This is a genomic window from Patescibacteria group bacterium, from assembly GCA_028707065.1.
In the GTDB taxonomy this organism is placed as follows: domain Bacteria; phylum Patescibacteriota; class Patescibacteriia; order Patescibacteriales; family WJLG01; genus JAQTUZ01.
On record JAQTUZ010000002.1, the window covers coordinates 18,663 to 42,044 of the forward strand.

14 protein-coding genes are annotated in these 23,382 nt (G+C 47.8%); 13 read left to right on the forward strand and 1 reads right to left on the reverse strand.

Translation table 11 applies throughout. The features are described 5' to 3' along the window. Positions 1-30: 30 nt before the first annotated feature. The 13 genes from PHE24_01040 (at position 31) to PHE24_01100 (ending at position 22,947) form a co-directional block, all read left to right on the forward strand. Positions 31-8,481 carry a hypothetical protein gene (locus PHE24_01040; GenBank protein MDD4901701.1) on the forward strand — a complete coding sequence of 2,817 codons (8,451 nt, stop codon included), beginning with the start codon at positions 31-33 and terminating at the stop codon, positions 8,479-8,481. A 327-nt stretch (positions 8,482-8,808) separates the two neighbouring features. After that, the gene (locus PHE24_01045) at positions 8,809-9,969 is read left to right on the forward strand and encodes a hypothetical protein (protein MDD4901702.1); all 1,161 of its coding nucleotides are present in this window, start codon (positions 8,809-8,811) and stop codon (positions 9,967-9,969) included. A 564-nt stretch (positions 9,970-10,533) separates the two neighbouring features. Next, on the forward strand, positions 10,534-11,094 hold the full coding sequence (locus PHE24_01050) for a hypothetical protein (protein ID MDD4901703.1): 561 nt from the start codon (positions 10,534-10,536) through the stop codon (positions 11,092-11,094). A 111-nt stretch (positions 11,095-11,205) separates the two neighbouring features. Beyond that, positions 11,206-14,034, forward strand: a complete 2,829-nt coding sequence (locus tag PHE24_01055; protein ID MDD4901704.1) for a hypothetical protein — start codon at positions 11,206-11,208, stop codon at positions 14,032-14,034. Positions 14,035-14,057: 23 nt separating this feature from the next. Continuing rightward, positions 14,058-15,005, forward strand: a complete 948-nt coding sequence (locus PHE24_01060) for a hypothetical protein (GenBank protein ID MDD4901705.1) — start codon at positions 14,058-14,060, stop codon at positions 15,003-15,005. A gap of 23 nt (positions 15,006-15,028) precedes the next feature. Continuing rightward, positions 15,029-15,403: a four helix bundle protein gene (locus PHE24_01065; protein ID MDD4901706.1), complete on the forward strand. Its 375-nt coding sequence runs from the start codon at positions 15,029-15,031 to the stop codon at positions 15,401-15,403. A gap of 36 nt (positions 15,404-15,439) precedes the next feature. After that, positions 15,440-17,011 carry a hypothetical protein gene (locus tag PHE24_01070; protein ID MDD4901707.1) on the forward strand — a complete coding sequence of 524 codons (1,572 nt, stop codon included), beginning with the start codon at positions 15,440-15,442 and terminating at the stop codon, positions 17,009-17,011. Positions 17,012-17,104: 93 nt separating this feature from the next. Further along, positions 17,105-17,596, forward strand: coding sequence for a PrgI family protein (locus PHE24_01075; protein ID MDD4901708.1), 492 nt, complete (start codon positions 17,105-17,107; stop codon positions 17,594-17,596). 120 nt (positions 17,597-17,716) lie between these two features. After that, positions 17,717-18,397, forward strand: a complete 681-nt coding sequence (locus PHE24_01080) for a hypothetical protein (protein MDD4901709.1) — start codon at positions 17,717-17,719, stop codon at positions 18,395-18,397. A 113-nt stretch (positions 18,398-18,510) separates the two neighbouring features. Next, on the forward strand, positions 18,511-20,436 hold the full coding sequence (locus PHE24_01085; GenBank protein MDD4901710.1) for an ATP-binding protein: 1,926 nt from the start codon (positions 18,511-18,513) through the stop codon (positions 20,434-20,436). A 97-nt stretch (positions 20,437-20,533) separates the two neighbouring features. Beyond that, the gene (locus tag PHE24_01090; protein MDD4901711.1) at positions 20,534-21,148 is read left to right on the forward strand and encodes a hypothetical protein; all 615 of its coding nucleotides are present in this window, start codon (positions 20,534-20,536) and stop codon (positions 21,146-21,148) included. Between the two features lie 84 nt (positions 21,149-21,232). Further along, positions 21,233-22,576: a DNA repair protein RadA gene (gene radA, locus PHE24_01095; GenBank protein ID MDD4901712.1), complete on the forward strand. Its 1,344-nt coding sequence runs from the start codon at positions 21,233-21,235 to the stop codon at positions 22,574-22,576. Positions 22,577-22,737: 161 nt separating this feature from the next. Continuing rightward, positions 22,738-22,947, forward strand: a complete 210-nt coding sequence (locus PHE24_01100; protein MDD4901713.1) for a hypothetical protein — start codon at positions 22,738-22,740, stop codon at positions 22,945-22,947. Positions 22,948-23,233: 286 nt separating this feature from the next. On the opposite strand, the gene PHE24_01105 is transcribed toward PHE24_01100, so the two are convergent. Next, the gene (locus PHE24_01105; protein MDD4901714.1) at positions 23,234-23,356 is read right to left on the reverse strand and encodes a hypothetical protein; all 123 of its coding nucleotides are present in this window, start codon (positions 23,354-23,356) and stop codon (positions 23,234-23,236) included. Between the last annotated feature and the right edge of the window lie 26 nt (positions 23,357-23,382).

The following is a 23,382-nucleotide window of genomic DNA, read 5'->3' on the forward strand; positions in this document are numbered from 1 at the left end:
ATTTAGAGTTTCAAATATTAATTACAAAGTATGCTTCTTCAAGGGGATCCAATCAAACGCGGAAAAAAAGGAAAACTGATTAAGATTTTCGCTACCGTATTTTTGATTTTTTTCCTGTCATCCTCTTTTTTGTTCATGGCTCCGGCGCCGGCCCGGGCCAATTTGCCCGTGGTTGATCTTTTGGGCAACGCGTTAACAACGGGCAAAACCATTTGGGATAAGATTCAAAATGTCTTAAAAGTCTTGTTGGTTAAGGTGGCGGGTTCCGCGGTGGAATCAGCTCTCTCTAATACTTTGAAAACGATCGTTTACGACGAGGCGACTTATTTGGGGACCGGCCGCGAAGGCCAGAAGCCGCTTTGGGAAACCGGCAATATCGGCACGATCATGGGCAATATCGGCGATAACGCCGCCGGTAATTTTATTTCCCAGCTCGAAAAGCAATTCGGGGTTAATCTTTGCCAGCCGTCGCTGCCGACAGTAAAGTTATCGATCGGCTTAGGCCTGGTCGGCGCGAAACGGCCCCCGCAGCCGGATTGTACCGCTTCCACGATGGTAAAAAATTGGGACGCGACCCTTAAAGCGTTCGCTTCCCAGAATCGCCAGGATTTCTTGAAACAATTTGCCGGAATTTTTGACGTTACCGGCGGCAAGAGCGATCTCTCCGCCGCCTTATCCATCCAATCCGGTTTTATCGAAGCGCAAGCCACGGCGACAGCCAATAAGCAATTATCAATGCTCGCCGGCTCGGCCGGGCTGATGCTTGACAATCGCAATGTCGCCGGAACCGTCAAAGGGATCCCGGGAAAGAGCCAGCAAGATTTCAATAATACAATGGCAGCGGAAAAAGCTTCCCTGATGAAATCCACCCAGAGCGACTTGTCCGACCTGGTTTCAATCTTTATCAAGCAGCTTTCGATCACCGGCATTCAGACGATAATGAAAAAATTTACCGAGTCTTTGAACCAGCCCGCGGCCAATTCAAGCATTTCCAATCCCTATGCCGCGCCGCAATCCGGCGGCATTGCCGCGGCCCAAGGCGTGCTGCGCAAGATAATCGAACCGCAATTTTCCAGCAAGGCGGATTATGATATTTTACAGCAATTGTCAGTTTGCAATGTCGGCGTTTTGGGCGGTGTGGGTCCGACCGATTGCGTGATCGACGATAGTTTCAGCCAGGCGATCTCCAACCGCAAAACAGTGGGGCAAGCTTTTGTCAACGATACCAAACCGTTCGGCTTTATCGCCGGTTCGGCCAATAATTCCGCGCCGATCGAACCGTCCTATACCCAAGGCTATCCTTACCGCTCGATGTCCATTTTGCGCAAATACCGGATCATCCCGGTCGGCTGGGAATTGGCCGCGCAATATATCGAGGCGCATCCCGAAGTTATCAGCGGCAATCATAATAATTTGAAAAGTTTGATCGCCTGTTACGATCCAAATGATTTATATCGCGGTTATAATGATAATGGCGACGAGAAATGGTGCCAGGGCTTGGTTGATCCCACCTGGGTTTTGAAAGCGCCGCAGAATTATTGCTCGAAACAGGGGTATGGCCCGCAGATCTTAAGCGGCCAATCGGTTTCCGGCGGCGTGGATGCCGACGGCAAGGCTTTGCAGACGGAATTTCAGGTGGTTCGTTCCGATTCTTATTGCGGCGACGAGAAATCCTGCATCAAAGAAAACGACGACGGTTCCTGTAAATATTTCGGCTATTGCACCGAAGATAAGCGGTTGTGGAAATTCGGCGCCAGCGGCTCTTGCGACGCGCAATATAATACCTGCCAGACTTTTACCGATAGCCAGGGCGGCCGGGTTTCTTATTTGAAAAATTCGATACAATTTTGCGACCAGATCAACGCCGGCTGCCATGAATACGCGATCGCCGCGCCCGAAGGTTATAATTCCGCGACGGAAAATTTGGACTGGACGAAAAGTCCGGACTCGGTTTTTCTTAATAAGAGCGCCAAGACTTGCGATCAAAGCAATGAAGGCTGCCATGAATTTTTACGGTTCTCGAGCGGGCTGGGAACGAATTTAATTATTAATTCGGATTTTTCCCTGGATACGGATGGCAACGCGCCGGCTCATTGGCCTGCCGATGTCCTGGCCAGGGTTTCCGGCGCCAATCCGGGCGGACACAGCGGCAATGTGGTACAAATAAATTCCAACTCGCCGGAAGCTTTTTATACCAAAGATTGGTCAGCCTCCGCGGCCGGTTTTATTTCGGCCTTCCCCGCCGGCTTCGTGATGCAACCGGAAGTTTCTTATACCTTGAGCGCCGAAGTTAATTTGCAATCAGGCGACAGCGTGACCATCGGCATCGGCCGGAGGGAAAGCACCTGGAAAGAAGCCAGGACAAAGGTTAAAGGCTGGCAGCCGCTTTCCATCACCCTGCTTAATAATAATGATATTCTGGCCAACGAGATCAGGATTTACGGAACCAGCGCCAATGGCACGGCGGTATTTTACGTCGCCAATATAAAATTCGAAGTCAGCACCGGTCCGACCGCTTACAGCGCTTACCGCGGCAATAATCTGGTCTATGAAAAATTTATGCCCGATTATTTGCGGGACGCCTGCTATGCCGATCCGGCTAACGGCGATTTCCGCTTAAAAGACAAATTGACTCGTCCTTCGGCCTGCGATAATTTCGCCCGCCAATGCAACGCCGATGAGGTCGGTTGTGATTCTTACACCAGGAATGACAACCCGGGCCAGCAGCCGATCCCGGCGGCCATTACCGAAGTTGATAATTGTCCGGCCAAGTGCGTCGGCTACAATACTTATATCCAAAGCCAAAATAATTTTACTACCGCTCACGTTAAATATTTCATTCCTTCGACGGCGAAAGCCTGCTCGGCGGCTTCAGTCGGCTGCCAGGAATTCACCAACTTGGCTTCCAGCACGGCCGGCGGCGAGCGCAAGGAATATTATTCCTATCTGCGGCAATGCGTGAAGCCGACCGACCAGAACGCCAATTGCGGAGATTTTTACGCTTGGGAAGGCAGCGGCACTGGGGGCCAGCAATTGGTCAAGTACAGTTTGAAAACCAATGGCGGCGCGCCGGCCGTAACCAGCGACGACCAGGCTTTGTGCAACCCCTTTGTTTATGGTCTTAATCCTTTGAACCCGGCCGCTAATGCCGATTGCCGCCAATTTTACGATAACCAGGGCAATATTTCCTTCCATCTTTATTCCCGCACGATCTCTTGCAGCTCTAATTGTTCCGTTTATCGCCTGACTAAAAAAGATAAACTTGATAATATCAATAATTCGGCCGATTGCGCCGGCGGCAATTGGGATGACGCGGCCCAGGCCTGTTATGTCTGCAAAAACGGCGGGACTTGGAACGCAAATCAGAACGCCTGCGTCTATCAGGCGCTTCCGGCCGGAAGCGCGGCTTGCTCGGCGGCTGACAACGGCTGCGCCGAATACAACGGCAATAGCGGCGCCAATACGCAGAATGTTTTCTATAATGATTTTGAAAACGGTACGGCAGACGGCTGGAGCGGCGGGTACGGCGCCAGCGTCAACACTTCCGCTTATATCGCCGGCACTCATTCCTTCTCATTCACCAGCGACATCGTTAAGACTATCGGCGCTTCCGCGGTCGTGCCCGGTTCGTCTTACGTCCTGACTTTCTTGGCGAAAACCGACAATGTCGATGTTACTTTGAGCGCCGAACTTAATAATCAAACCGGCGGGGGCGTGTTGTCTTTTGATAAATCAGTCACGGTCAAACCGAGCGAATGGCGGATCTATAGTTTGAGCTTGCCGGTGGTCAATCAAATAGTCGCGGCAGGTGAAACTTTGACCATTAAAGTCGTTTCCGGTTCGGACCAAATTTACCTCGATAATATCCAGCTGATGAAAATATCCGATCGTTATTATTTGGTCGATGGCTCCTGGAAAACTCCGGCGGTTTGCGATCAGGATACCAATGGCAATGCTTATCCTTTGTTCACTTTGGGCTGCGCTTCTTATAATAATCTTGCCGGCCAGACGAAATATCTGCATAGCTTTGACCATATTTGCCAGGCTTCGGCCGCCGGCTGCGAGGCGATCATCGACACGCAGAATACCGATTCGGCCGACGCGGATATTTCTCACGGCGCGACCACGACTATTGCCGCGGATCGCGTGGTCAATGTTGTTTACGATCAGAATTTGCTTTGCGATAAAACTAATCAGGGCTGCGAGCGCCTGGGTTTGAAAAAACCCTATGCCGGTCAATCAACTTTCCAGGATACTTATGTCCTTAATAATCCCCAGCTTTACAGTTCCACTCTTTGCTCTCAGCGGGGAGTCGGCTGCGATCTGTACACTTATACTTTGGGCGCCGGACAGAGCGTGTCGCAAGCTTATTTCAAAGACCCGGGCGATCAGGTTTGCGAATGGCGCCAGTCGCCGGGAGTCGCTTCCAACAACGGCTGGGGCTGGTATAAAAAGAAAGTAACGAAATGCGGCGGTGTTGCCGCCGGCGAGGTTTGCGTTTTCAATAAGGATTGCCCGACCGGTTCCTCCTGCGCTCTGGAAAAAACCGACACTCCCTGCCCCACGGAAAAATTAAAAACTATCGGTTCGGGCGGCTTAGGCAATGAAGTATTCCAGCCGGGAAGCGACGGGATTTATCAATGGACCGGCCTTTGTCCGGATACGCAATCAAGCTGCGCGGAATATATCGATCCGGTCAGTGATTTTTCCGGCAATCAGGTGGCCAACGCCGACTTCAGCCAGCATATCGGCAGTTTGGATGTCGCGGATGATTGGGAGAAAACCAGCGGAATTCAAAATATCAACTTGGAAGGCGGAACTTTATACGTTTTGGCGGTCGAAGGGCAAAACACCGCCACCTTGGATTTCAGCACTTTCATTTCCGGCGTTAAACCTTTCCATGTTCTCCAGACTGACAATAGTTTTGCTCCGGCGATTGAAAAGATTCAAGTTGGTCCTGATTCCAGTGAACTATTTTATACCGATAACACGATAAAAGAAATAAAAGTCGCTAACGTGGCGCCTCGCGCTAATGGCAATCAAAGCACAATCATTTTAAGAAAGGCCATTGTCAATTATCATTTGTCCGAGGGTGCTGACGGCGTTGATAATAGTTCTTGCACTCAAGGCGCCAATCCTTCGGCCGGTTGCGTTTTCTTCAATGAAAGATCGGCGACTGTCTCGGGAACGTTTAAGCCTTTGGATCCGGGTCCGACGATCGACCCTTGGGCAAGCTATGGCATTACCGGCATTAATTCCGGCGCGATCAATTTGGCCAACGGCCCCCTGCCGCTTAAAGTGAATCCGGACCGGGATTGCGCCCAATGGCTTGCTTGTAAGAGCTATATCAAAGATGAAAATACCGACAGCAATGTTTGTTTTGACATTGCCAATTGCAACCGCCTTGACGATTCCGGCAGCTGCGCCAACTTCACGGTTTTGGCCGACAATCAAACCGGTAATCGCATTTTCCCGACCTCTACCGCGGAAAATATCGAGACGATCAAAAATCTGACCGGTTATGTCAGGGTCGGCTTTCCGACTGTCAATCCCTTGACTGATCTGAGGGATATTCCCGATGATCTGCTTAATCCGGGAGTAATGGCGCAAGTCGGAGCGAACGTGATCATTCCCAACGGCGATTTTGAATTAGCTACGGTAACTTCGACGCCGATCAATGCCGGCGTGAACTGGATCGGCAATCCGTCCAATTGGACGCCGGCAGGCGGCGGAAAATGGTCGCGGGACACGGCTGACTCGCTCTACTCGGTGATTTCCGATCCGGAGACCGCGCAAAATTACAGTTTCTTTGCTGATCGCCAGAAAAGCGCGAACACTTATCCGATGATCGGCAAATCATTCCTGCGCTATAATGCCACCAATCGCGACGGCACTTCTCCTAATTTCCCCAAGTCTGACGTAATTTACGTCCAATCGGGCAAAGATTATTATCTTAGTTTTTACGTTGATACTTTTAGCCTAAAGACCGGTTCGGATCTTACTCCTTATGCCCAGGTCAGCATTCTGGACGGTAATGGCAAAGTGATCGATTCGGTAACGCAAGACTACCAGGACGGCTGGATATTGAAAACGCAAAAATTCCGCGCCACTTCCAAGACGATCAGATTGCTTTTGGGCGCCACCGCTTCTTCGTCCGGCAATGTCTATATTGACGATATCGAGATTACCCCGGTGCTCTTGGCGCGCCAAGCTTCCAATTATCATGACGCCACGATCGGTAGCGGCCAGTCGGCGAATATTCCGGCTCTGTATGATCGGCAAACCTGCCGGCTTTACCCGCAAGAAAATTCTTTAGCTTGTGATTATTATGACAGCGCCGGCATTCTGCAAAAAGGCGACCGCGGCTATTGTCTGCAATATGATCGCTTCCCGGGCGACCCGAACGCCTGCATTCTCTGGTGGCCGATCGACAAGGTCAAAGGCGCCGGCATCCAAACCGGCCAGGCCAAGGGCTATTCCGGGCGCGCGCCATTATACTATTGCACTAAATCCCTCTATACCGATCTTTTTTTCACCCCCGCCGACTTTAAATATTTCAGCCCTTCGCAATTCGATTATAAAATTACCACTAACAACGGCGCTGGATTTGGGAAGATAGAGGGGAATATTAATCCTGAACCGAGTTGCTGTTCTATTGTGTGCTCTATTTTTTCTAGTATTTTTGGTTTTGTTCCCGGGTTGGCCGATCTTTTTGACACTATTAATTTTGAGCATCCAGAAAAGATAAGCAGCGACTTAAGTACTATTATCTCCGATGGAGGCAATGATAAACCTTTGAATTATGGAACAAATTACATTCAAGTAACCCTTATTAAGAATGATCTTAGCTGTCTCACCAAAGAGCTCCCCTCGTTGTTTCAGTTTTCCGGAAAATATCACTATAAAAATGGCGATCAAACAGTAACCAAAAGTTTTGATTTTGTCCAAATGTTTAAAGATTTGCAGGGAAAGAGCTGCGGTAACGGGACTTGTGCCGCCGATCAAGAGCAGATCCACAAATATTCTGACGGAAGCACTTTTCAAGTCTTGTATAGCTGCGGAACAGCAGCAAATAATGCTCATGACAATGGCGTGCAAGTTAAGTTGATAGGCTCCCAGGAGTTTATTAATTATGCTTCTTGCACGGGAGGCGATAAATTTGTAAGGTTAACCTATACATTTAACGCTCCCAGCGGTCCCGCTTGCGCGCAGATAGCCAATGTGGTTAATATTGACGGTCAAAACAAAGCTTGGGCAGAAAGAGTGCGGCAAGGAAGTTCTTATGCGGGGGCTACCTGCAATAAAAATATGCCCCCCGCCTTTTTTAACGCCAGTTTTGATCCTAGTCCGCCAGTCTTTGTTCCTGCTCCGACAACGGATCCCGCCGTCATCAGCAAGCTAATTCCAATTGATCCCCCGGGGAGTCCTGGCGGCAGTTCTTGTTCGTCGGTCGCGGCATCGCCTCCTTTTGGTTCGGCCAATTCGCCAGCCGGCGATTTAAGCGATTTGAGCGATCCGGCTGTTTGGAAAAATGCTTTGCCGTATTGGTCGTTGACTCCCGAGGAATCCGCAATTAATGGTTCGATGGGGCAGCTTTATGACAAGACTGATTTAAGCTATCTTTTCGCGCAAAGTAACGGCATTTGGAATTGGGATTCAACCAAGGGTTATTATGTTAAAGCTCCTGATACGGAAAATTGGTCGGCGCCTGCCAACAGATGCGATAATAATGTCCGGTCGGCTTGTTATCAATATCCTGCTTATGGCGTGGCAGAAACTATGAGGCATATGGTTTGCATCGCTGATCATACTGCCCTGCCGGATTGCCTGCAATTTCTCCGTATCGCCCCTCCGCTCGGAACTCCTGACTGCAATTGCGCCGTGGCCCCGACAGTTTCCAATATCAGCCTGAATAGCGCCGGCTCGGCTTATATTTACGGGCGGGGATTTGTGAATCTGACATTCAATTCCCAAGTTGATTCGGAACAAGCGCCACTGGTTTCCTATTCGATTGATTGGGGCGACGGCCTATCTTCGGCGCTGGAAGTTTCCGGCGCGGATATGAATCCTCGTCCGCCCGGCACGCCGCCGCATTCCGCCTATCACGCCTATGATTATTACGATCTGCTGAACAAATATAATAAGGGCGAGAGTGATAGTGATGGATTTAAAACGCTGCCGACCCTGGAGTGCAAAGATTCCATCGGCCAATGTGTTGTCAAACCCCGGGTCAAGATCGTCGATAATTGGGGCTGGTGTTCGGAGGGGGTGACCGGAAATCCTTGCCCGACAACCGATATTGGAAATACTATAAGCGGCCTTTGTATGAATTCCGCTGGAAGTATTGAAAATCCGGCTAGGCGTTGCTGGAGTAATAGCACGATTAAAAACGGAAGCAAAATTTGTACCAATAATAATTATCCTTATTGCGGCGATGGCTGGTATGAGTCAAGCGGACAAATAATCGTCTACAAACAATGAAAAATAAGACCGCAATTAATATTGCGGTTTTATGTTATCGCTTCGCGACCCGCGCTACGAATGCGGGACATCCGAATGTTTTTCTGATTTTAGATTCGGACAACCGGTTTGTTTTTGCGATAATAATTTTTTATTTAAAATTAGCTAAGATATCTTAATTTTATTGACCGTTCCTTGAAAATATGCTATTGTTATAATAGCAATTTATACCCTGCAAAAGGGATAAAGTGATCTTTCAAAAATGAGAAGGAAATGTCCCCCTCCTTTTTAAGGAGGTGTTAGGGGTGGTTTGGTAAACACAGTAAAATTAACCAATTGGAGGAACAAATGAAAAAGGCATTAGTAACCTTAACGGTTCTGGTTTTCGCGTTTGTGTCAGCGGCGCAGGATTTTCCCGCGTCGGATTGGAAAGTTCTTAATCTTGTCGGTAACGCCGGCGGTACTCATTTTATCAAAAAGAGTCCCGCGGGCGCATATTGTCTTGATGGGGCGAATATTGATGCTTCCACCGGGGCAGGTCTTCCTGATTTTCCCCTAAATATTGCCAGAGACGTTGATTGGGATTCGGCAGGCAACACATACGTAGCTAGCGATAATGGCCTTCGCCGTTATGGTCAGAAGGATACTTCCATCTATTTGATCACGAACGGGATGCCCGCCAATTCGCTGCGGACGCTGGAGTGGGACAAAGCGAACAACCGTTTGATTGTCGGAACGGACAATGGCTTGTCGGTCGTAAAGCAGGACGCATCAGGCAAACCGCTGTCATACCAGAACTTGTTGGGCGGACAAACTTTCCATAAAGTGGGAACTTATGGCCAGGAAATGTGGGCCGTAAATTCTCTTCGTGTTTATCATATTGTGGGAAGCGACACCGCTGTCTATGACACGGGTAATTCGACCATCAAATATCCCTACGGCGCCTTTGTCGCTCCAAGCGGCAATGTCTACGTCGGAAGTGATAGTATGGTTGGCGCCGGCGGCTATGGGTATATCGCCGTTTTTGATCGGCAAGCCGGTTCATGGAGTAAAATCATTCCTGACTCCGGAGCGACCAAAGATTCGCGGATTCCGAGCGTTGTAGTTGATAACCAGAATGCTTTGTGGCTAACTTGCATGAAGTATCTGGTACGCGTCGATCTTTCGACGATGAAGCAACGCCGATGGCCGCTTGATGGAAGCGTAGTGCCCTGGCTCAATGACGAGGGAAGTTCACTGGCGATTCCCACTCTCGGCCTGACTATCGACGGCTATCTGCTGATCGCGGGTAATGGCGCCATCGCTGAAAGGAAAAGCACTAACGCCGTGCGTTGGTATCCGGTCCTCGCGCCTAAAGTCGCCCGCGGGAGTTTCAAAATCATCGGCCAGATCGACCCGCTCGGTCGGCTCGTCAAATCCTTCTCGCAAAATTCGGCTTCCGGGGTCAGCTTTACGCTTATCCGGACAACCGAAGGACTGCAAGCGGTTAAAACGCTTATCGCTCGATAAGCTTCCGCTCGTTCTTCTTCATGGAGCTCGCGACACAATTGTTGCGGGCTCTCTTTTTTTATTCCCCTCCCCGGGAGGGGTGGCCGCCCCGGGCGGACGGGGTGGGTATATTCCCGACAATATTAATAAATTTTCAAAAATCTTTGCCACTTTTTTAAAAAAAAGTGGCGCAAACAAACCACCCCCAAACCCCTCCTTGGAAAGGAGGGGAGACGCGCAGGGCTTGTTTCCTATCACTCCGCCAGTCCCGCCGCGGCGGGATACGCTGCGTGATGACGGAAATTTTCCAATGCGCGCTATAAAGGAATTTATTTAAATTTAGGTATATAAATACTAAAAATTGCAATCAGATAAATTATGGAAAAAGGCGATTTTTATTTGTCTTGCTCCATGTTTTATGCTCTATGTTCCGTGTCTTTTTCCCTATTCAATATTTTTATCGATTATGTTATAATAAAGTCAGTAAAATGCGCAGGGAAATTCCCGTGTTTTTTGGTATTTGTCTAGCTATTTATCGTAGGAACGCAATATCTCGCGTTCCTATAAATTGAACGATCAAATCGCATGCCCAATAAAAATTTAGAATTACCAAATCAGCCGACTTTGGCGTCCGGGCAAGAGCCAGAAGCCGCCAGACAATTAGGGAGCGAACAGGCGCAAGCCAGAAATGGCAATGTTCCCGAAAATGAACCGCAAGGGGATACTTTGGAACAGCAGCAAAGCGCGGCCCGGATCGCCCAGGAAAAAGAAGCTTCGGCCAAGACTTCCGCCGGGGAGGAAGGAGCGCTCGACGCCAAACTCAATCCCACCACCAAACTTTTGCAAGGAGCCGAGCGCATCCTTATTACCCCGGGATTTGCCTTAGGTTTTGCCTGGATCAATATTCATGTTTGGTTTTTAAACAGGATTTTCGGCGAAAAATTATTTTGTAATCTGGGCAAGGAATGGGCTCCCACCGATCCGAGCCTGGCCGCGAGTTTAGGCCTGGGGGAAAAAATACTGCTGATCATTCTGGATGTTGTCGCCTTGGTCGCTTTGCTTGTGGCAGCGTATGTTATTTTGGAAATAGTCAGAAAATTATATCCGTTATTGAAAGTTTATTTATGGTTCGCGCAATTTTCTTAGGATGGTTTATTCCGCGTCGAATATTTTGAGCAGTTTTTTTTCAGGATTCATTCGGTATTTTTTCAGGATATTTTGAAGTCAATAATTTTTTTCGCGATGGGAGAAAGAAAGATGAAAAATAAAAAATTTCATTTCTTGAATGCCAAGACAGTTTTTTTTGTTGTCTTGTTTTTGCTGGTCGGCTTATTTTTTGCCAATCATTTTGTTTTCGCCCAACCCGTACCTGCCCAACAGACCGCGGGCATTCCTGCGGTTACGGGTGGCACCACTTTAACGGGAGGTACCGGCAGCACGGCTGCTACCGGTAGCGGCGGCGGCAGCGGTATTTCCGACTGGATCGCCAATACCCTTTCTTTCATCGTCGGCGGCCTGATCAGCACTGTGGGGGTTCTGCTCATGATATTAATGAAAGGAGTGATTTTCGTGGCCCAGTATAATGATTTTACCAGCTCGGCTCCGGTTACCAACGGCTGGGTGATCGTGCGCGATCTCTGCAATATGTTTTTTATTCTGATCCTCTTGCTCATCGCTTTTGCCACGATCTTGCGCGTCGAAGGATATGATATCAAGAAAATGGTGCCTAAGCTGATCATCATGGCAGTCCTTATTAATTTTTCCAAAACCATCTGCGGCCTGATCATTGATTTCGCCCAGGTCATCATGAACGCTTTTCTTAGTCCGATCGCGGTGATCGGCCCCGCGAATATCACCAGCATGCTCGGTTTGCAAGATTTGATGAAGTTTTCTCCCGGTACCACCACAGCCGCGGATAGTTGGAAAATTTTTGGCGCCTATGTTTTCGCTTTAGCTTATGTCTTGATCGCCTCCGTGGTCTTGCTGGTTATTTTCGCTGTCTTGATCGTCAGGGTCATTATGCTTTGGATTTACATCGTGCTTTCACCATTGTCTTATTTGTTAGCGACTTTTCCTCAAGGGCAAAAATACGTTTCGCAATGGTGGGATGAATTCACCAAAAATGTCATTGTCGGCCCGGTCTTGGCTTTTTTTCTCTGGCTGTCTTTTATTTCTCTGGGCAATTCAACTCCGGGAACCACTATTTTGGGAAATAACGCGCCAAGCGGTGATTTAGTCAAAATAACCGATTCAATGCCCAAGGAGTTAACCAGCGCGATGACTCTTGACGCGCTGATCAAATTCGCCATTGCTATCGGGATGCTCGTCGGCGGCCTGATCGTCACCCAGCAGATGGGCGGCTATATGGGCAAGATCGCCGGCCAGGGCATGGCCAAGATCCAAGGCGGCGCCAAACTCTTGGCCAAGGGCGCGCGGAAAGCCGTGACTGCTCCCGTGAAATATGCGGGTGGTTTAGGTATTGACGCGCTCCAACATAAAGGCATCGTTGATTTGAATATTCCCCGGGCTTGGAAAGGATTTCAGGAGAGAAGACAGGAAAGGAAAGCATCGCTGTATAACCTGGGCCAAAAGCAGGCCGCGGAACGTTTACAAAAGACCGGTATTGTTGGCGGCGCCTTGGCTTTGACCGCCATGCCGCGCGATGCCTATAATCAACTTAACAGCAGGGAGGGATTAGTGGAAAGACTGCGGGGAGGCAAGAGAACGGCGGAGTTAAGAACTGAAAAAGGGAAACAGCTTGCCGCAGAGGAGAAGAAATTAACCGTCGCTCAACGTTTAAAAGAGATTGATGATCGGTCAATTCCCGCGGTGATGGCAGAGCAGGACGACAAGGCAAGAATTCAGGCGCAAATGGCGGGATTGGATCACGACCAGCGCAAGAACGGTATTACTAGCGAGAAAGATGAAATTACTGCCGCTAAAAATAGAATAGCAACGCTTCAAGAGGGTCCGGCCAAAGATCAGGCTGAAGCAGAAGTGCGCGAAAAAGAGAAGAGGCTGGATTGGATGAAGCAAGTTGACGCAGATATCGGCGATGAAAAAGGCGAGAAAGCCGATCCGGAAGCGATTGCGGATAAAAAAGCGGCTTATACTGCTGCTGCAGACCCGGTCGCGAGGGCGGAGCAAAGGCAAAAAGAAGCGGCCAAGAGACAAGAACTGGCAAAGGAATTAAGTTCTGCCGATTTGGCGACTTATGAAAAAGAAAAATCAACTGAGCCTTTTGAACAAAGGGTGAGAGCGGCGAGGGCAAAGCAAGGCGCTTATGCGCCTTTCTACAATGCCGAAGCCAGAAACGCCGGGCAGCAAGCTGAAGCGGTGGAGGGGGCAAAGACTAAAGATATTCTGGATTCCGACGAAAAATTAAGAATGTTAATTTCCGCGATTAAAAATAAAAACCAGCCGGCGGTTAGGGCGATTTTCAAGCAAATGGCGATGAATGGCGATGATAATGAAGCTCTGCAGCCTTTGGTGGGGGATACTTCCGCTTTCGGCATCCAAAAGCTGATGAGAGCTTTATCCGGTACTTGCACTAAGGAAGAATTGGCGGAAAACCCCGATTTAGCCAATCTTAACGCCGGCTTCTCCGAGCAGGACTCTATGGCTTTGGGTTCTGAAATCGGCATGATTAACAAACAGACTAATCATTGGAACGCTACGGCGCCTTATAAGATGCGAGGCGGCGTTTGGGAGAAAAGCACGGAAAAAGATATGTCGGATTTCCGCAGCGCGGAAATATCCAAAATGGATCCCCAGGTGATCGCCAGAGCTTTTAACCGGTTGGCTTACGGCCGTGAAAATAACAAGAGAGAATTTAAGTTGGATGCTGCCGGCGTGATCAGTTTGAGGCTATTGGATAACGAGAACGGCATTAAGCAGATTGACGGAAGAATGACGCAAAATACGGCGACGAAGTTGACTCAGGGTGATTCAGGCAAGAAGCTGATTGAATTGGCTAAAAATGGAATTTTATCCCAGCAGATTGTCGATATGCTTTTTAAGCGGGCGAGAACTACGGCTAAAAATCCAGCAGCCGATTTGGATGAGATACATAAGGTTTTGGGGTAATATTAAATTTTTGAGCTTGAATTATGGCGATAAATTCTTTGCCGACAAATAAAACCAGCTATCAAGACCCGTCGTTTTTAACCAAGGTTGAGGATTTTTTAAATTCTGCCGCGGCCGAGGATGATTCTAAGCGGGCCCTGGTTTTAAGCCGGATTATTGCGGAATTTTTGACGCGGAAAAAAAGTGAGTTAGAACGCAATCCTGACATTTACGATTTTTACCGGAAGGCCTTGGTAAAAGCGCAATTCATCGCTTTGCCGCTTTTGGACAATAATGTTGTTATTGATCTCCTTAAAAATCATTTTGTCAGCCAGTTCGAGATTGATCTGTATAATCTCGCGGATAAATTTAGGACTAAATTGATTGGTATTCCAGTCTATGAAGACCGCGACGCTTTGCGGAGAGAAGTCGGCAAAATTATTTTAGCCAGCGGGCAACTTTTGACCGGCGGGGCAACGCCGCCGCGCACGGTCGGCGAATGGATCAAGGATTACAGCGCCAAATTAGGCGTCGGCCGCGTGGACAGCTTGAAAAGAACCCAATATTTTCTTGATCTGGGCCGGGAGAAAAAGTTAAACGAGAAAGACCAGGGAAAATTAAAAATATTGTTTGATCTTTATGAGGAAACCAAATTATCCTCCTTGGATCCTTTTGGCTATGATTATGACGTTCCCGTGATAGTCCAAAATCAATATTTTAGCTACAAAAGAGGCTTGCTGGAAAAATTGGGAGGAAATGAAAATGAATTGGCGAAGATCAATGAGTTATTAAAAACCGGTACGTTGACCGCGGCAGTAGCCGGAGAAAAACCGGCAACTGTCCCGGGCGCGCCGAGCCGGCCGCCGGATGCCGCCGCCGACAAGCGGATCGCCGACTTAAAACAAACCGCGGCCCGATATCGTCCCGGCAGCCTGGAAAGAAAAGCGGTGGAAGCGGAAATACGGAAATTAGAAGTTAGAAGTAAGAAGTAAGAAATATTAAACAGTTATTTAATATGAGGGAGGGAAGTTATCAAGATATTGATCAGCGGACGTTTAATTTTGCCAATAGAGTTATAAAGATGGTTCCTCAATTGCCTAATAATGTGGCAACTTGGAAAATTGGCGCCCAGGTAATTGATTCGGCCACGTCGGTTAATTCTAATATTGTTCAAGCTCGCGGAGGATTATCAAAAAAGGATTTTACCCACCACTTAAGGATCTCTTTAAAAGAAGCGCGGGAAACAAAGAGATGGCTGGAAATGATCGTTGCTGTCGGCTTGACCGATATTCAGAGAATGCAGCCTTTGTTGAATGAAAACGAGGAAATAATTTGCATATTAGTAACAATGATAATAAATTCTCAAGATGAAGATTTGAACAAGAAGTAATTTCTTACTTCTTACTTCTAACTTCTTACTTCAACTGTGTTGGAATATTTAGAAAAATTTAATAATTTGCCCTCCGAGGTTAAGCAGAAAATTTCTTCCGGCGCGGTAATGGCCGCAATCGAAGAGTTGGAGGGCGAATATGGCCTGGAACTGGCCGGCTTTGTCATCAGAGTCATGGTGGGCGAATTGTATTATAAAAATCTTACCGCTAATCTGATCATTGAATATGATTTAGAACCGGAGGTGGCCGAAAAGTTGGCTCAGGATTTGCAGAATAAGATTTTTGATTCAGTGACGGACTATTTAAGCGGAGCAAGGCCGGCGATGAGTCTCAAACAGCCGGAAGCCGGTTCGCCATTTTTTGGCAATCAAGCCCCGTTAAAATCGCCCTTGCCCCGGGTAGCGGCACCGGCTGGGAGCAACCCGGCTGTTGCCAAGCCGATCGCTCCGATAGTGCGGCGCGCGCCGATAAATCCGGCGGCCGCGGCCAATTACTTGGAAGAAGATCAGGCGGATATCACCGCGGCGGGAAAAATAACCACGGCGATGAAAACGATGCCGCAGGAAAAATTCAGCGCGCTATTGGCGGGAATAATCGCGGAAGCGAAAATCAGTTTTGCCAGCGAAACTTTGTCCAAAAGATTCCAGGAAATTTTGCTTTCTTATTTGCGCGGCGTGCGGACTAAAGTCGGGGTTAAAGAAAATTTATTGAAAGATTTTGCCTCGGGCGGCGTGAAAATGTCCGAGTCCGAAGCGGACCGGATCTTGAATATCGCGCAAAAAAAATTGGCCGGCGATGAAGAAAAATTTTCTCCCAGCCCCGGCAAAGTCACGGCCAAAAGTAACGCGGGCGGCACCAATTTTATTTTTAACGAGGAAGAGATCAAACAGGCTCTTGCCCAGCGAAACGGGATGATGAAAAGCAAGACGCTTGATTTGGGGGTGTCTGGCGCTCGCGATGTCGGTTATGATCTATCGGCTTTGAAAAATTCCTCCTCCGCCAAGGCTTCCGCCTACGCTAAGGCTTCGGCGGACAAGACGGAGGACAAGACGGAGGACAAGTCGGAGGGCAAGCCGGCCGCGGCTCAAGCCCCGGTGAAAAATATTCCGCCCAGCGTTCCTGAAACTACAGAAATCATACTCAAGCCGCTCGCGGCAATTCCGGCTAGTCCGGCAAAGGTTGAAACCCCGGCGCCGGAAAAAATATCAGGTAACGAACCGAAGCGAACGGCGGCCGTGGTGGGAAATAAAAAAAGAATGGAAGATATCAAGCCTTCGCCGCGCGTCATGAGCCCGATTGACGAATTGGCTTATATGGATTTGGTTAATTTTCGCCGGCTTGATATTGCGCCGGCCAATCGGGTGGCCAAGATCGAAGCCAAGATCGCCCTTTTGGAAAAAGAAGGGATTGATAAAAAGATCGAGGGCATCCGGGTCTGGCGGCTCAATCCGGTCAATAAAACTTATTTGGCGATGGGGCAGGAAAGCATCGGTTCAGGCAAAACCATTACTGATATAATCAAAGAGCGCAAAGACCAGGGATTGAACTACCTTTCCCAGGAAGAATTCGAAGCGGTGATGGATTTAAATAACAATCTTAGGTTTTAGTAAAAAATAATTTCGAAAAGCAGAACATTAACCCATTTTAAATTACGGAAATTTGATATTAGAAATTGGAAATTTGTCGCTTCGGTAGTGACCATGAAACCAATTTCCAATTTCCAATTTCCAATTTCGTCCGTGCAGATGTTCACTGTTCCTCAATTCATCGATGTTGAGGATAAAATTATCGGGCCGATCACTACCAGGCAATTCATCATTTGTCTGGTGGGTTTGGGCGTTTTGGTTCCGGCTTGGCGATTGTTGGATCTTGTCTGGTTTATTTTGGTGGGCTTGCTTGATTTCGTGATCGTCGGCGCTTTCGCTTTTGCCAAGATCAACGGCCGACCTTTTCATTATTTTGTTTTGAATGTCATTCAGACCATGAAAAAACCGAATTTGCGCATTTGGAATCATCATAATCCGCTGAAGGATCTGCTTTCGGCCGAAGAAATAGCCGCCGAGGAAGTGCGGACAGTGACCAAGCCAACGGCAACCCGCGAACGCCTGGTCAGCTCCCATCTTAAGGAATTATCTTTGATTGTTGATACCAAGGGAGTTTACAAGGGTGAAGAAGGGGAGGAGATTGTTTAGAAGAACATAGAGCATAGAACAGAGAGCAGGCACGTGGAAATGTTCTTTGTTCTATGTTCTATGCTCTTGCTTGAATCAGCCGAACAGTTTGTTAAAAATAAAACACCAATTAATTATTGTATGCCAACAAATCAGCTCGCTAAGGGAAAGATTTCCATTTCCACCCAGCAGTATTTGGATATTGCCGAGGTTAAGGATGACGTGGTGGTGATGCGCGACGGCACTTTGCGGGCCGTACTTTTGGTTTCCAGCATCAATTTCGCTTTGAAAAGCGAAGACGAACAGGAAGCGATCGTTTCCTCTTACGTCGGCTTTTTGAATAATATCAATTTTCCGGTGCAGATCGTCATCCAGTCGCGCCGGCTGAATATCGAAGGCTATTTGGCTGAATTGAAGCAAAAAGAAAAAGAGCAATTGAACGAACTGCTGAAGATCCAAACGCATGAATACATCCAATATATCCAGGAATTGGTGTCCTTGGGAGATATTATGAGCAAGAGTTTTTACGTGGTGGTGCCGTACAATCCTTTATCCGACAAGCACAAAGGATTTTTTTCCTCGATCAACGAAGTTTTGAAACCGGCGACCTTGGTGCGGATGAAAGGAAAAAGATTTGATCGCTACAAAAAAGAATTGGACCGCCGTTTGGAATCGATCGCCTCGGGTCTTGCTTCGGCCGGCCTGAAAACCGTGCAGCTGGATACGCAAGGTTTGATCGAATTGTATTATAATACTTACAATCCGGTAACTTCGGAAAACGAAAAATTGACCGAGATGAAGAATCTGCAGATAACCGAATAATTCTCGCAACCCGTAACCCGTAACTCGTAACCCGTTACGCGACGAGATAATAATTTAGAAAAATATTCATAAGCACGCGTTACGAGTTGTGAGTTACGCGTTATGAGAATCAAATGATTGACATAAGAAGATCTAATTTAGAAGAAAAAAAGCCGCCAACCGAAGAGGAGGTGCTGAACGCGCAGGCCGGCAACGAGAACGTGGCGGTCGTTTCCGAGCTGATCGAGGAGGAAAAAGCTTTCCGCCGCGGAGTTTTGTCAGTGCTGGATCTGATCGCTCCGGCCGCGATGCAGATGTTTCCCGATCATCTCCGCCTGGGCGATAAATTCGTGCGGACGATTTTTATCATCGGTTATCCGCGCTACATCAGCGTCGGCTGGTTCGCGCCGGTCATTAATTTGAACGAAGTTTTCGATGTGGCGATGTTTTTCTATCCGGTCAATACGGCGATCATTCTTAAGCAATTAAAGAAAAAAGTAGGTTCGCTCGAAGCGCAGATAATTTCCGACGCGGAAAAAGGCGCGGCCCGCGATCCGCTGCGCGAGACCGCCCTGAAAGATATCGAATATTTGCGCGACGCGCTGACGCAAGGCATTGAGAAATTTTTCCAGTTTTCTCTTTATGTCACGATTTACGCTGATAATAAAGAAAATTTGGATAAGCTGTCCAATCAGGTCGAAGATATTTTCGGTTCCCGCCTGGTCTATTCCAAAAAAGTTTTTTTCCAATCCGAGCAGGGCTTTAATTCCACTATTCCGCTTTGCAATGACGAACTGTACATCACTTTTAATATGAATTCTTCGCCGGCCGCTTCTTCTTTCCCTTTTATTTCGAGCGATCTGACCTCTGATCACGGAATTCTATACGGCATCAATCGCCATAATAACAGCTTGATCCTCTTTGATCGTTTCAGTTTGCAGAATGCCAACAATGTCGTTTTTGCCACTTCCGGAGCGGGCAAAAGCTATGCCATCAAGCTGGAAATTCTGCGTTCGCTGATGATGGGCACGGACGTGATCATCATTGATCCGGAATATGAATACAAGCATTTAGCCGAATCGGTCGGCGGCACCTACATTAATATCTCGCTGGCTTCGGAAGAGAAGATCAATCCGTTTGATCTGCCCCAGTCGATCGGCGGCGAATCCAAGCCGGCCGATATCATCCGCGGCGCGGTGATCACCGTCAAAGGTTTGGTCAGGCTGATGCTGGGCGATCTCACTCATACCGAGGATTCCATCGTTGACCGGGGACTTTTGGAAACTTACGCCAAGAAAGATATCACTCCCGACGCCGATCTGTCGCAAGTCGAGCCGCCGGTGATGGAAGATTTCCAGGAGGTTTTGGAAGGCATTGAAGGCGGCGCCGACCTGGCGATGCGTTTGCGCAAATACACCGAGGGAACTTTTGCCGGCATTTTGAACAATCCGACCAACGTCAAATTGGACAATCAGCTGGTGTGTTTTTCCGTCCGCGATCTGGAAGACGAATTGCGGCCGCTGGCGATCTACACGATCATCAACTACATCTGGAATATTGTCCGCTCGGAATTGAAGAAAAGAATTTTGGTGATTGACGAGGCCTGGTGGCTGATGCAGAACGATGACAGCGCCAAGTTCATTTACGCTTTGGTCAAGCGCTGCCGCAAATATTATCTCGGTGTTACTACCATCACCCAAGACGTCAATGATTTTTTGCGCTCGCCGTACGGGCAGGCGATCGTCACCAATTCTTCTTTGCAGTTGTTATTGAAGCAGTCGCCGGCGGCAATCGATCTGATCCAGAAAACTTTTGTCTTGACCGAGGGCGAAAAATATTTGCTGTTGGAATCGGGCGTGGGCGAGGGGATTATTTTCGCCGGCAACAAGCACGCCGCGATCAAGATCGTCGCTTCTTACAGCGAAGATCAATTGATCACTTCCGACCCGCGGCAATTATTGGAGATCGAAGAAGCCAAAAAAGAATTTGCCGCTTCAATGGGCCAGGAAGCGCAAGGAGAGCCGGCTGCCGCTCCGGCCTTGCCGGATATGGAAATATAATCAGAGAACATAAAACATAGAACATAGAACATGAAAAAGAAAGAACATGATTAAGCTAATGTTCTATGCTCTTTGTTCTTTGCTCTATTTATAAAATATGAATAAACGAACAATCAGGACGATTATTTTGATCGCTGTCATTATTTTGCTGCTTCTCATCATTGCCTATTTTCTTTGGATGTTTAAGTTTCCGGGAAGCGTGATTCCCAAAGCGGTTAGCAAGGCCACGACCAGCCCGATAACCAATACGATCGGTCAGAATTCAACTATTGCCGCGACCACGCCGGTTACGCCGGTTAAACCAAGCGTTCCGCCGGCCTCCAGCGAGACGATTACCCAGGCCAACTTGGTCAAGATCGCCGACTCGTTCGCCGAACGCCTGGGCAGTTATTCCAATCAATCCAATTTCAGCAATATCAATGACTTAAAACTTTTGATGACCGCCTCGATGCAATCTTGGGCGGATAAATATATCGCCGCCAACCAAAAAGCGGCTTATTCCGGCGTTTACCAGGGAGTAACCACCCGCGCGATTTCGACCGAAACCATTGATTTTAATGACGCCAAAGGCCAGGCTGACTTTTTGGTGCATACGCAAAAAGTGGCGCAAACCGGCGCGGACAAGCCGGTGGTCACTTATCAAGACATCAGTATTGCTTTCGTCAAGCAAAATAATATCTGGCTGGTGGACAATGCGGTGTGGAAAAAATAGAAAATTAGAAAATTAGAAAATTAGAAAATTAGAATCTCTTCTTATTTCTCGCCTATTAAATTATCGAAACAAGGAATTATTGCAATGGCTAATAAGGTAAAGAACGTTTACGTCTGCACGAATTGCGGCGCCCAATCCATCAAATGGAGCGGGCGTTGTTTGGAATGCGGCGGCTGGGGAACTCTGACGCTTGAAACCGTGGCCGAAGGCGAAGCTAAGATAGCGGCAAGCGCGGTGCCGGCGGAAATCGTTGACTTGAGCAAGATCAAGGAGACAAATTTGAACCGGCTCGCGACCGGGATCGGCGAATTTGATCGCGTGGTCGGCGGCGGCATCGTGCCTGGCTCATTATTGCTTCTTTCCGGCGAGCCGGGGATCGGCAAATCAACTATCGTGGCGCAAGTGGCGGACAAGATCGGGCTCTCGGGCATTGGAAAAGTTTTTTATGTTTCCGGCGAAGAATCGGCCGCGCAGGTGAAATCGCGCCTGGACCGGCTCAATTGCGGTTTGGATAATATCAAGTTCATCAGTGAAACCGACGCGGATAAAATTTGCGCCGCGCTCGTCAAAGAAAAGCCGGCTTTGGCGATCATTGATTCCATCCAAACCGTTTATTGTCCCGAAGTCGCTTCCGAAGCCGGCGGCTTGAGTCAGATTCGCGCCGCGGCCGTAAAATTTTTGGAAGTGGCCAAGCAAAAGGGGGTTGCCGTGCTCTTGATCGGCCATATTACCAAGGACGGGCAGATTGCCGGGCCGAAATCTTTGGAGCATATCGTTGATACGGTGATATATCTGGAAGCGGATACGACCAATGATTACCGCGTCTTGCGGGCGATGAAAAATCGCTTTGGTTCGGTGAATGAATTGGGAATTTTTGAGATGACCGGCGCCGGCTTCAAAGAAATCATCAATCCGTCGCTTGTTTTTGTGGAAACCGGTTTGGAAAATATTTCCGGCTCGGTCTTGTCGGCGGTGATGGAAGGCACGCGTCCGTTTATTGTCAATGTCCAGGCTTTGGCTACTAAAACGGTTTTTGGTTATCCCCAGCGCCGCGCTTCGGGCTTTGATCTTAATCGTTTGCAAGTTCTGGCCGCGGTGCTGACTAAAAAAGCCAAAATAAATCTGATGGCCGAAGATGTGGTTTTAAATATTGTCGGCGGCTTGAAACTAAATGATCCGGCCATGGACTTGGCGGTTTGTCTGGCGATCATTTCTTCTTTATTAAATAAAGTCATCGATAATAAAACGATCGTTTTGGGCGAGGTCGGCTTGGGCGGGGAAGTGCGCTCGGTGCCGAAATTAGCCGAGCGCCTTAAAGAAGCGGAAAAACTTGGCTTCACGCGCGCCATAATTCCCGATGCCAAAATTTCCAGCGGCAAATTAAAACTTACCAAGATCAAGAGTGTTTCCGAGTTATTGGACATTTGACAAAAATAGTAAAATGAGCTATGGTGCCTTGAAGCGTTTTTTTATCGAAATAAAAACATTTTCAAGGGAGGTTTATTTTGCAAGTTAAAATTTGCATTCCCGAAGGGCATGCTGCTGCGAATGGAACTTCTTTCATTGGAAGTTTTTTTCTTTTTAAATCAATGAGCAGGAGGGGAAAGCCCAGATTCGATTTTCACGATAGCGCTGAAAAAACTAAATTTAGCCGCGTGATCGAGGTACTGGAAAAAAAAGAAGGCGCAAGGTTGGATAATTTTTTCACCGAAGCCAGAAGCCGGCACATGGCGAAACGGCTCGGAGTGGTAGTAGTTGTTGAAAAACAGGCCTATTTTCCGGAATTGATCGTGGCTTAAAAACAGCGAATTTAGCTCAAAAATGACGAAAATAATAGCGGTTTCCCAATGAAATCGCTATTTTTATTACTATTGACTTTTTATTATTTTTATGCTATGATAATAACAGGTTTATAATTAATATTTGAACCTTGAAATATACTAATTTAACCTAATAGAAGGGGCTAAAATGGAAAATGCCGCTATCGGTTTTCAATCAGGAACGATGTTAAGGACAGTGAAAACAGTATGGGTCAGAAATATTTGGCGCAAAATTACTCCGAAGATTAAGAGCTGCTGGCACATTTTACTGCAGATAACCCGCCTTTGCTTCTATTTTTTCATCAGTCTTTATTTTGTTGGCATTTTTCTTCTCTATCAGATTTCCACCAAAGAAATCGCTGATGGATGGACGAGATTTCCTTTTCATATGGCATCGCATCTTTGGCAATATTT

Coding starts and splice junctions, on each gene's coding strand:
- PHE24_01040 (MDD4901701.1), top strand. CDS start 31: ATGCTTCTTCAAGGGGATCCAATCAAACGCGGAAAAAAAGGAAAACTG.
- PHE24_01045 (MDD4901702.1), top strand. CDS start 8,809: ATGAAAAAGGCATTAGTAACCTTAACGGTTCTGGTTTTCGCGTTTGTG.
- PHE24_01050 (MDD4901703.1), top strand. CDS start 10,534: ATGCCCAATAAAAATTTAGAATTACCAAATCAGCCGACTTTGGCGTCC.
- PHE24_01055 (MDD4901704.1), top strand. CDS start 11,206: ATGAAAAATAAAAAATTTCATTTCTTGAATGCCAAGACAGTTTTTTTT.
- PHE24_01060 (MDD4901705.1), top strand. CDS start 14,058: ATGGCGATAAATTCTTTGCCGACAAATAAAACCAGCTATCAAGACCCG.
- PHE24_01065 (MDD4901706.1), top strand. CDS start 15,029: ATGAGGGAGGGAAGTTATCAAGATATTGATCAGCGGACGTTTAATTTT.
- PHE24_01075 (MDD4901708.1), top strand. CDS start 17,105: ATGAAACCAATTTCCAATTTCCAATTTCCAATTTCGTCCGTGCAGATG.
- PHE24_01080 (MDD4901709.1), top strand. CDS start 17,717: ATGCCAACAAATCAGCTCGCTAAGGGAAAGATTTCCATTTCCACCCAG.
- PHE24_01085 (MDD4901710.1), top strand. CDS start 18,511: ATGATTGACATAAGAAGATCTAATTTAGAAGAAAAAAAGCCGCCAACC.
- PHE24_01090 (MDD4901711.1), top strand. CDS start 20,534: ATGAATAAACGAACAATCAGGACGATTATTTTGATCGCTGTCATTATT.
- radA (MDD4901712.1), top strand. CDS start 21,233: ATGGCTAATAAGGTAAAGAACGTTTACGTCTGCACGAATTGCGGCGCC.
- PHE24_01100 (MDD4901713.1), top strand. CDS start 22,738: ATGAGCAGGAGGGGAAAGCCCAGATTCGATTTTCACGATAGCGCTGAA.
- PHE24_01105 (MDD4901714.1), bottom strand. CDS start 23,356: ATGAAAAGGAAATCTCGTCCATCCATCAGCGATTTCTTTGGTGGAAAT.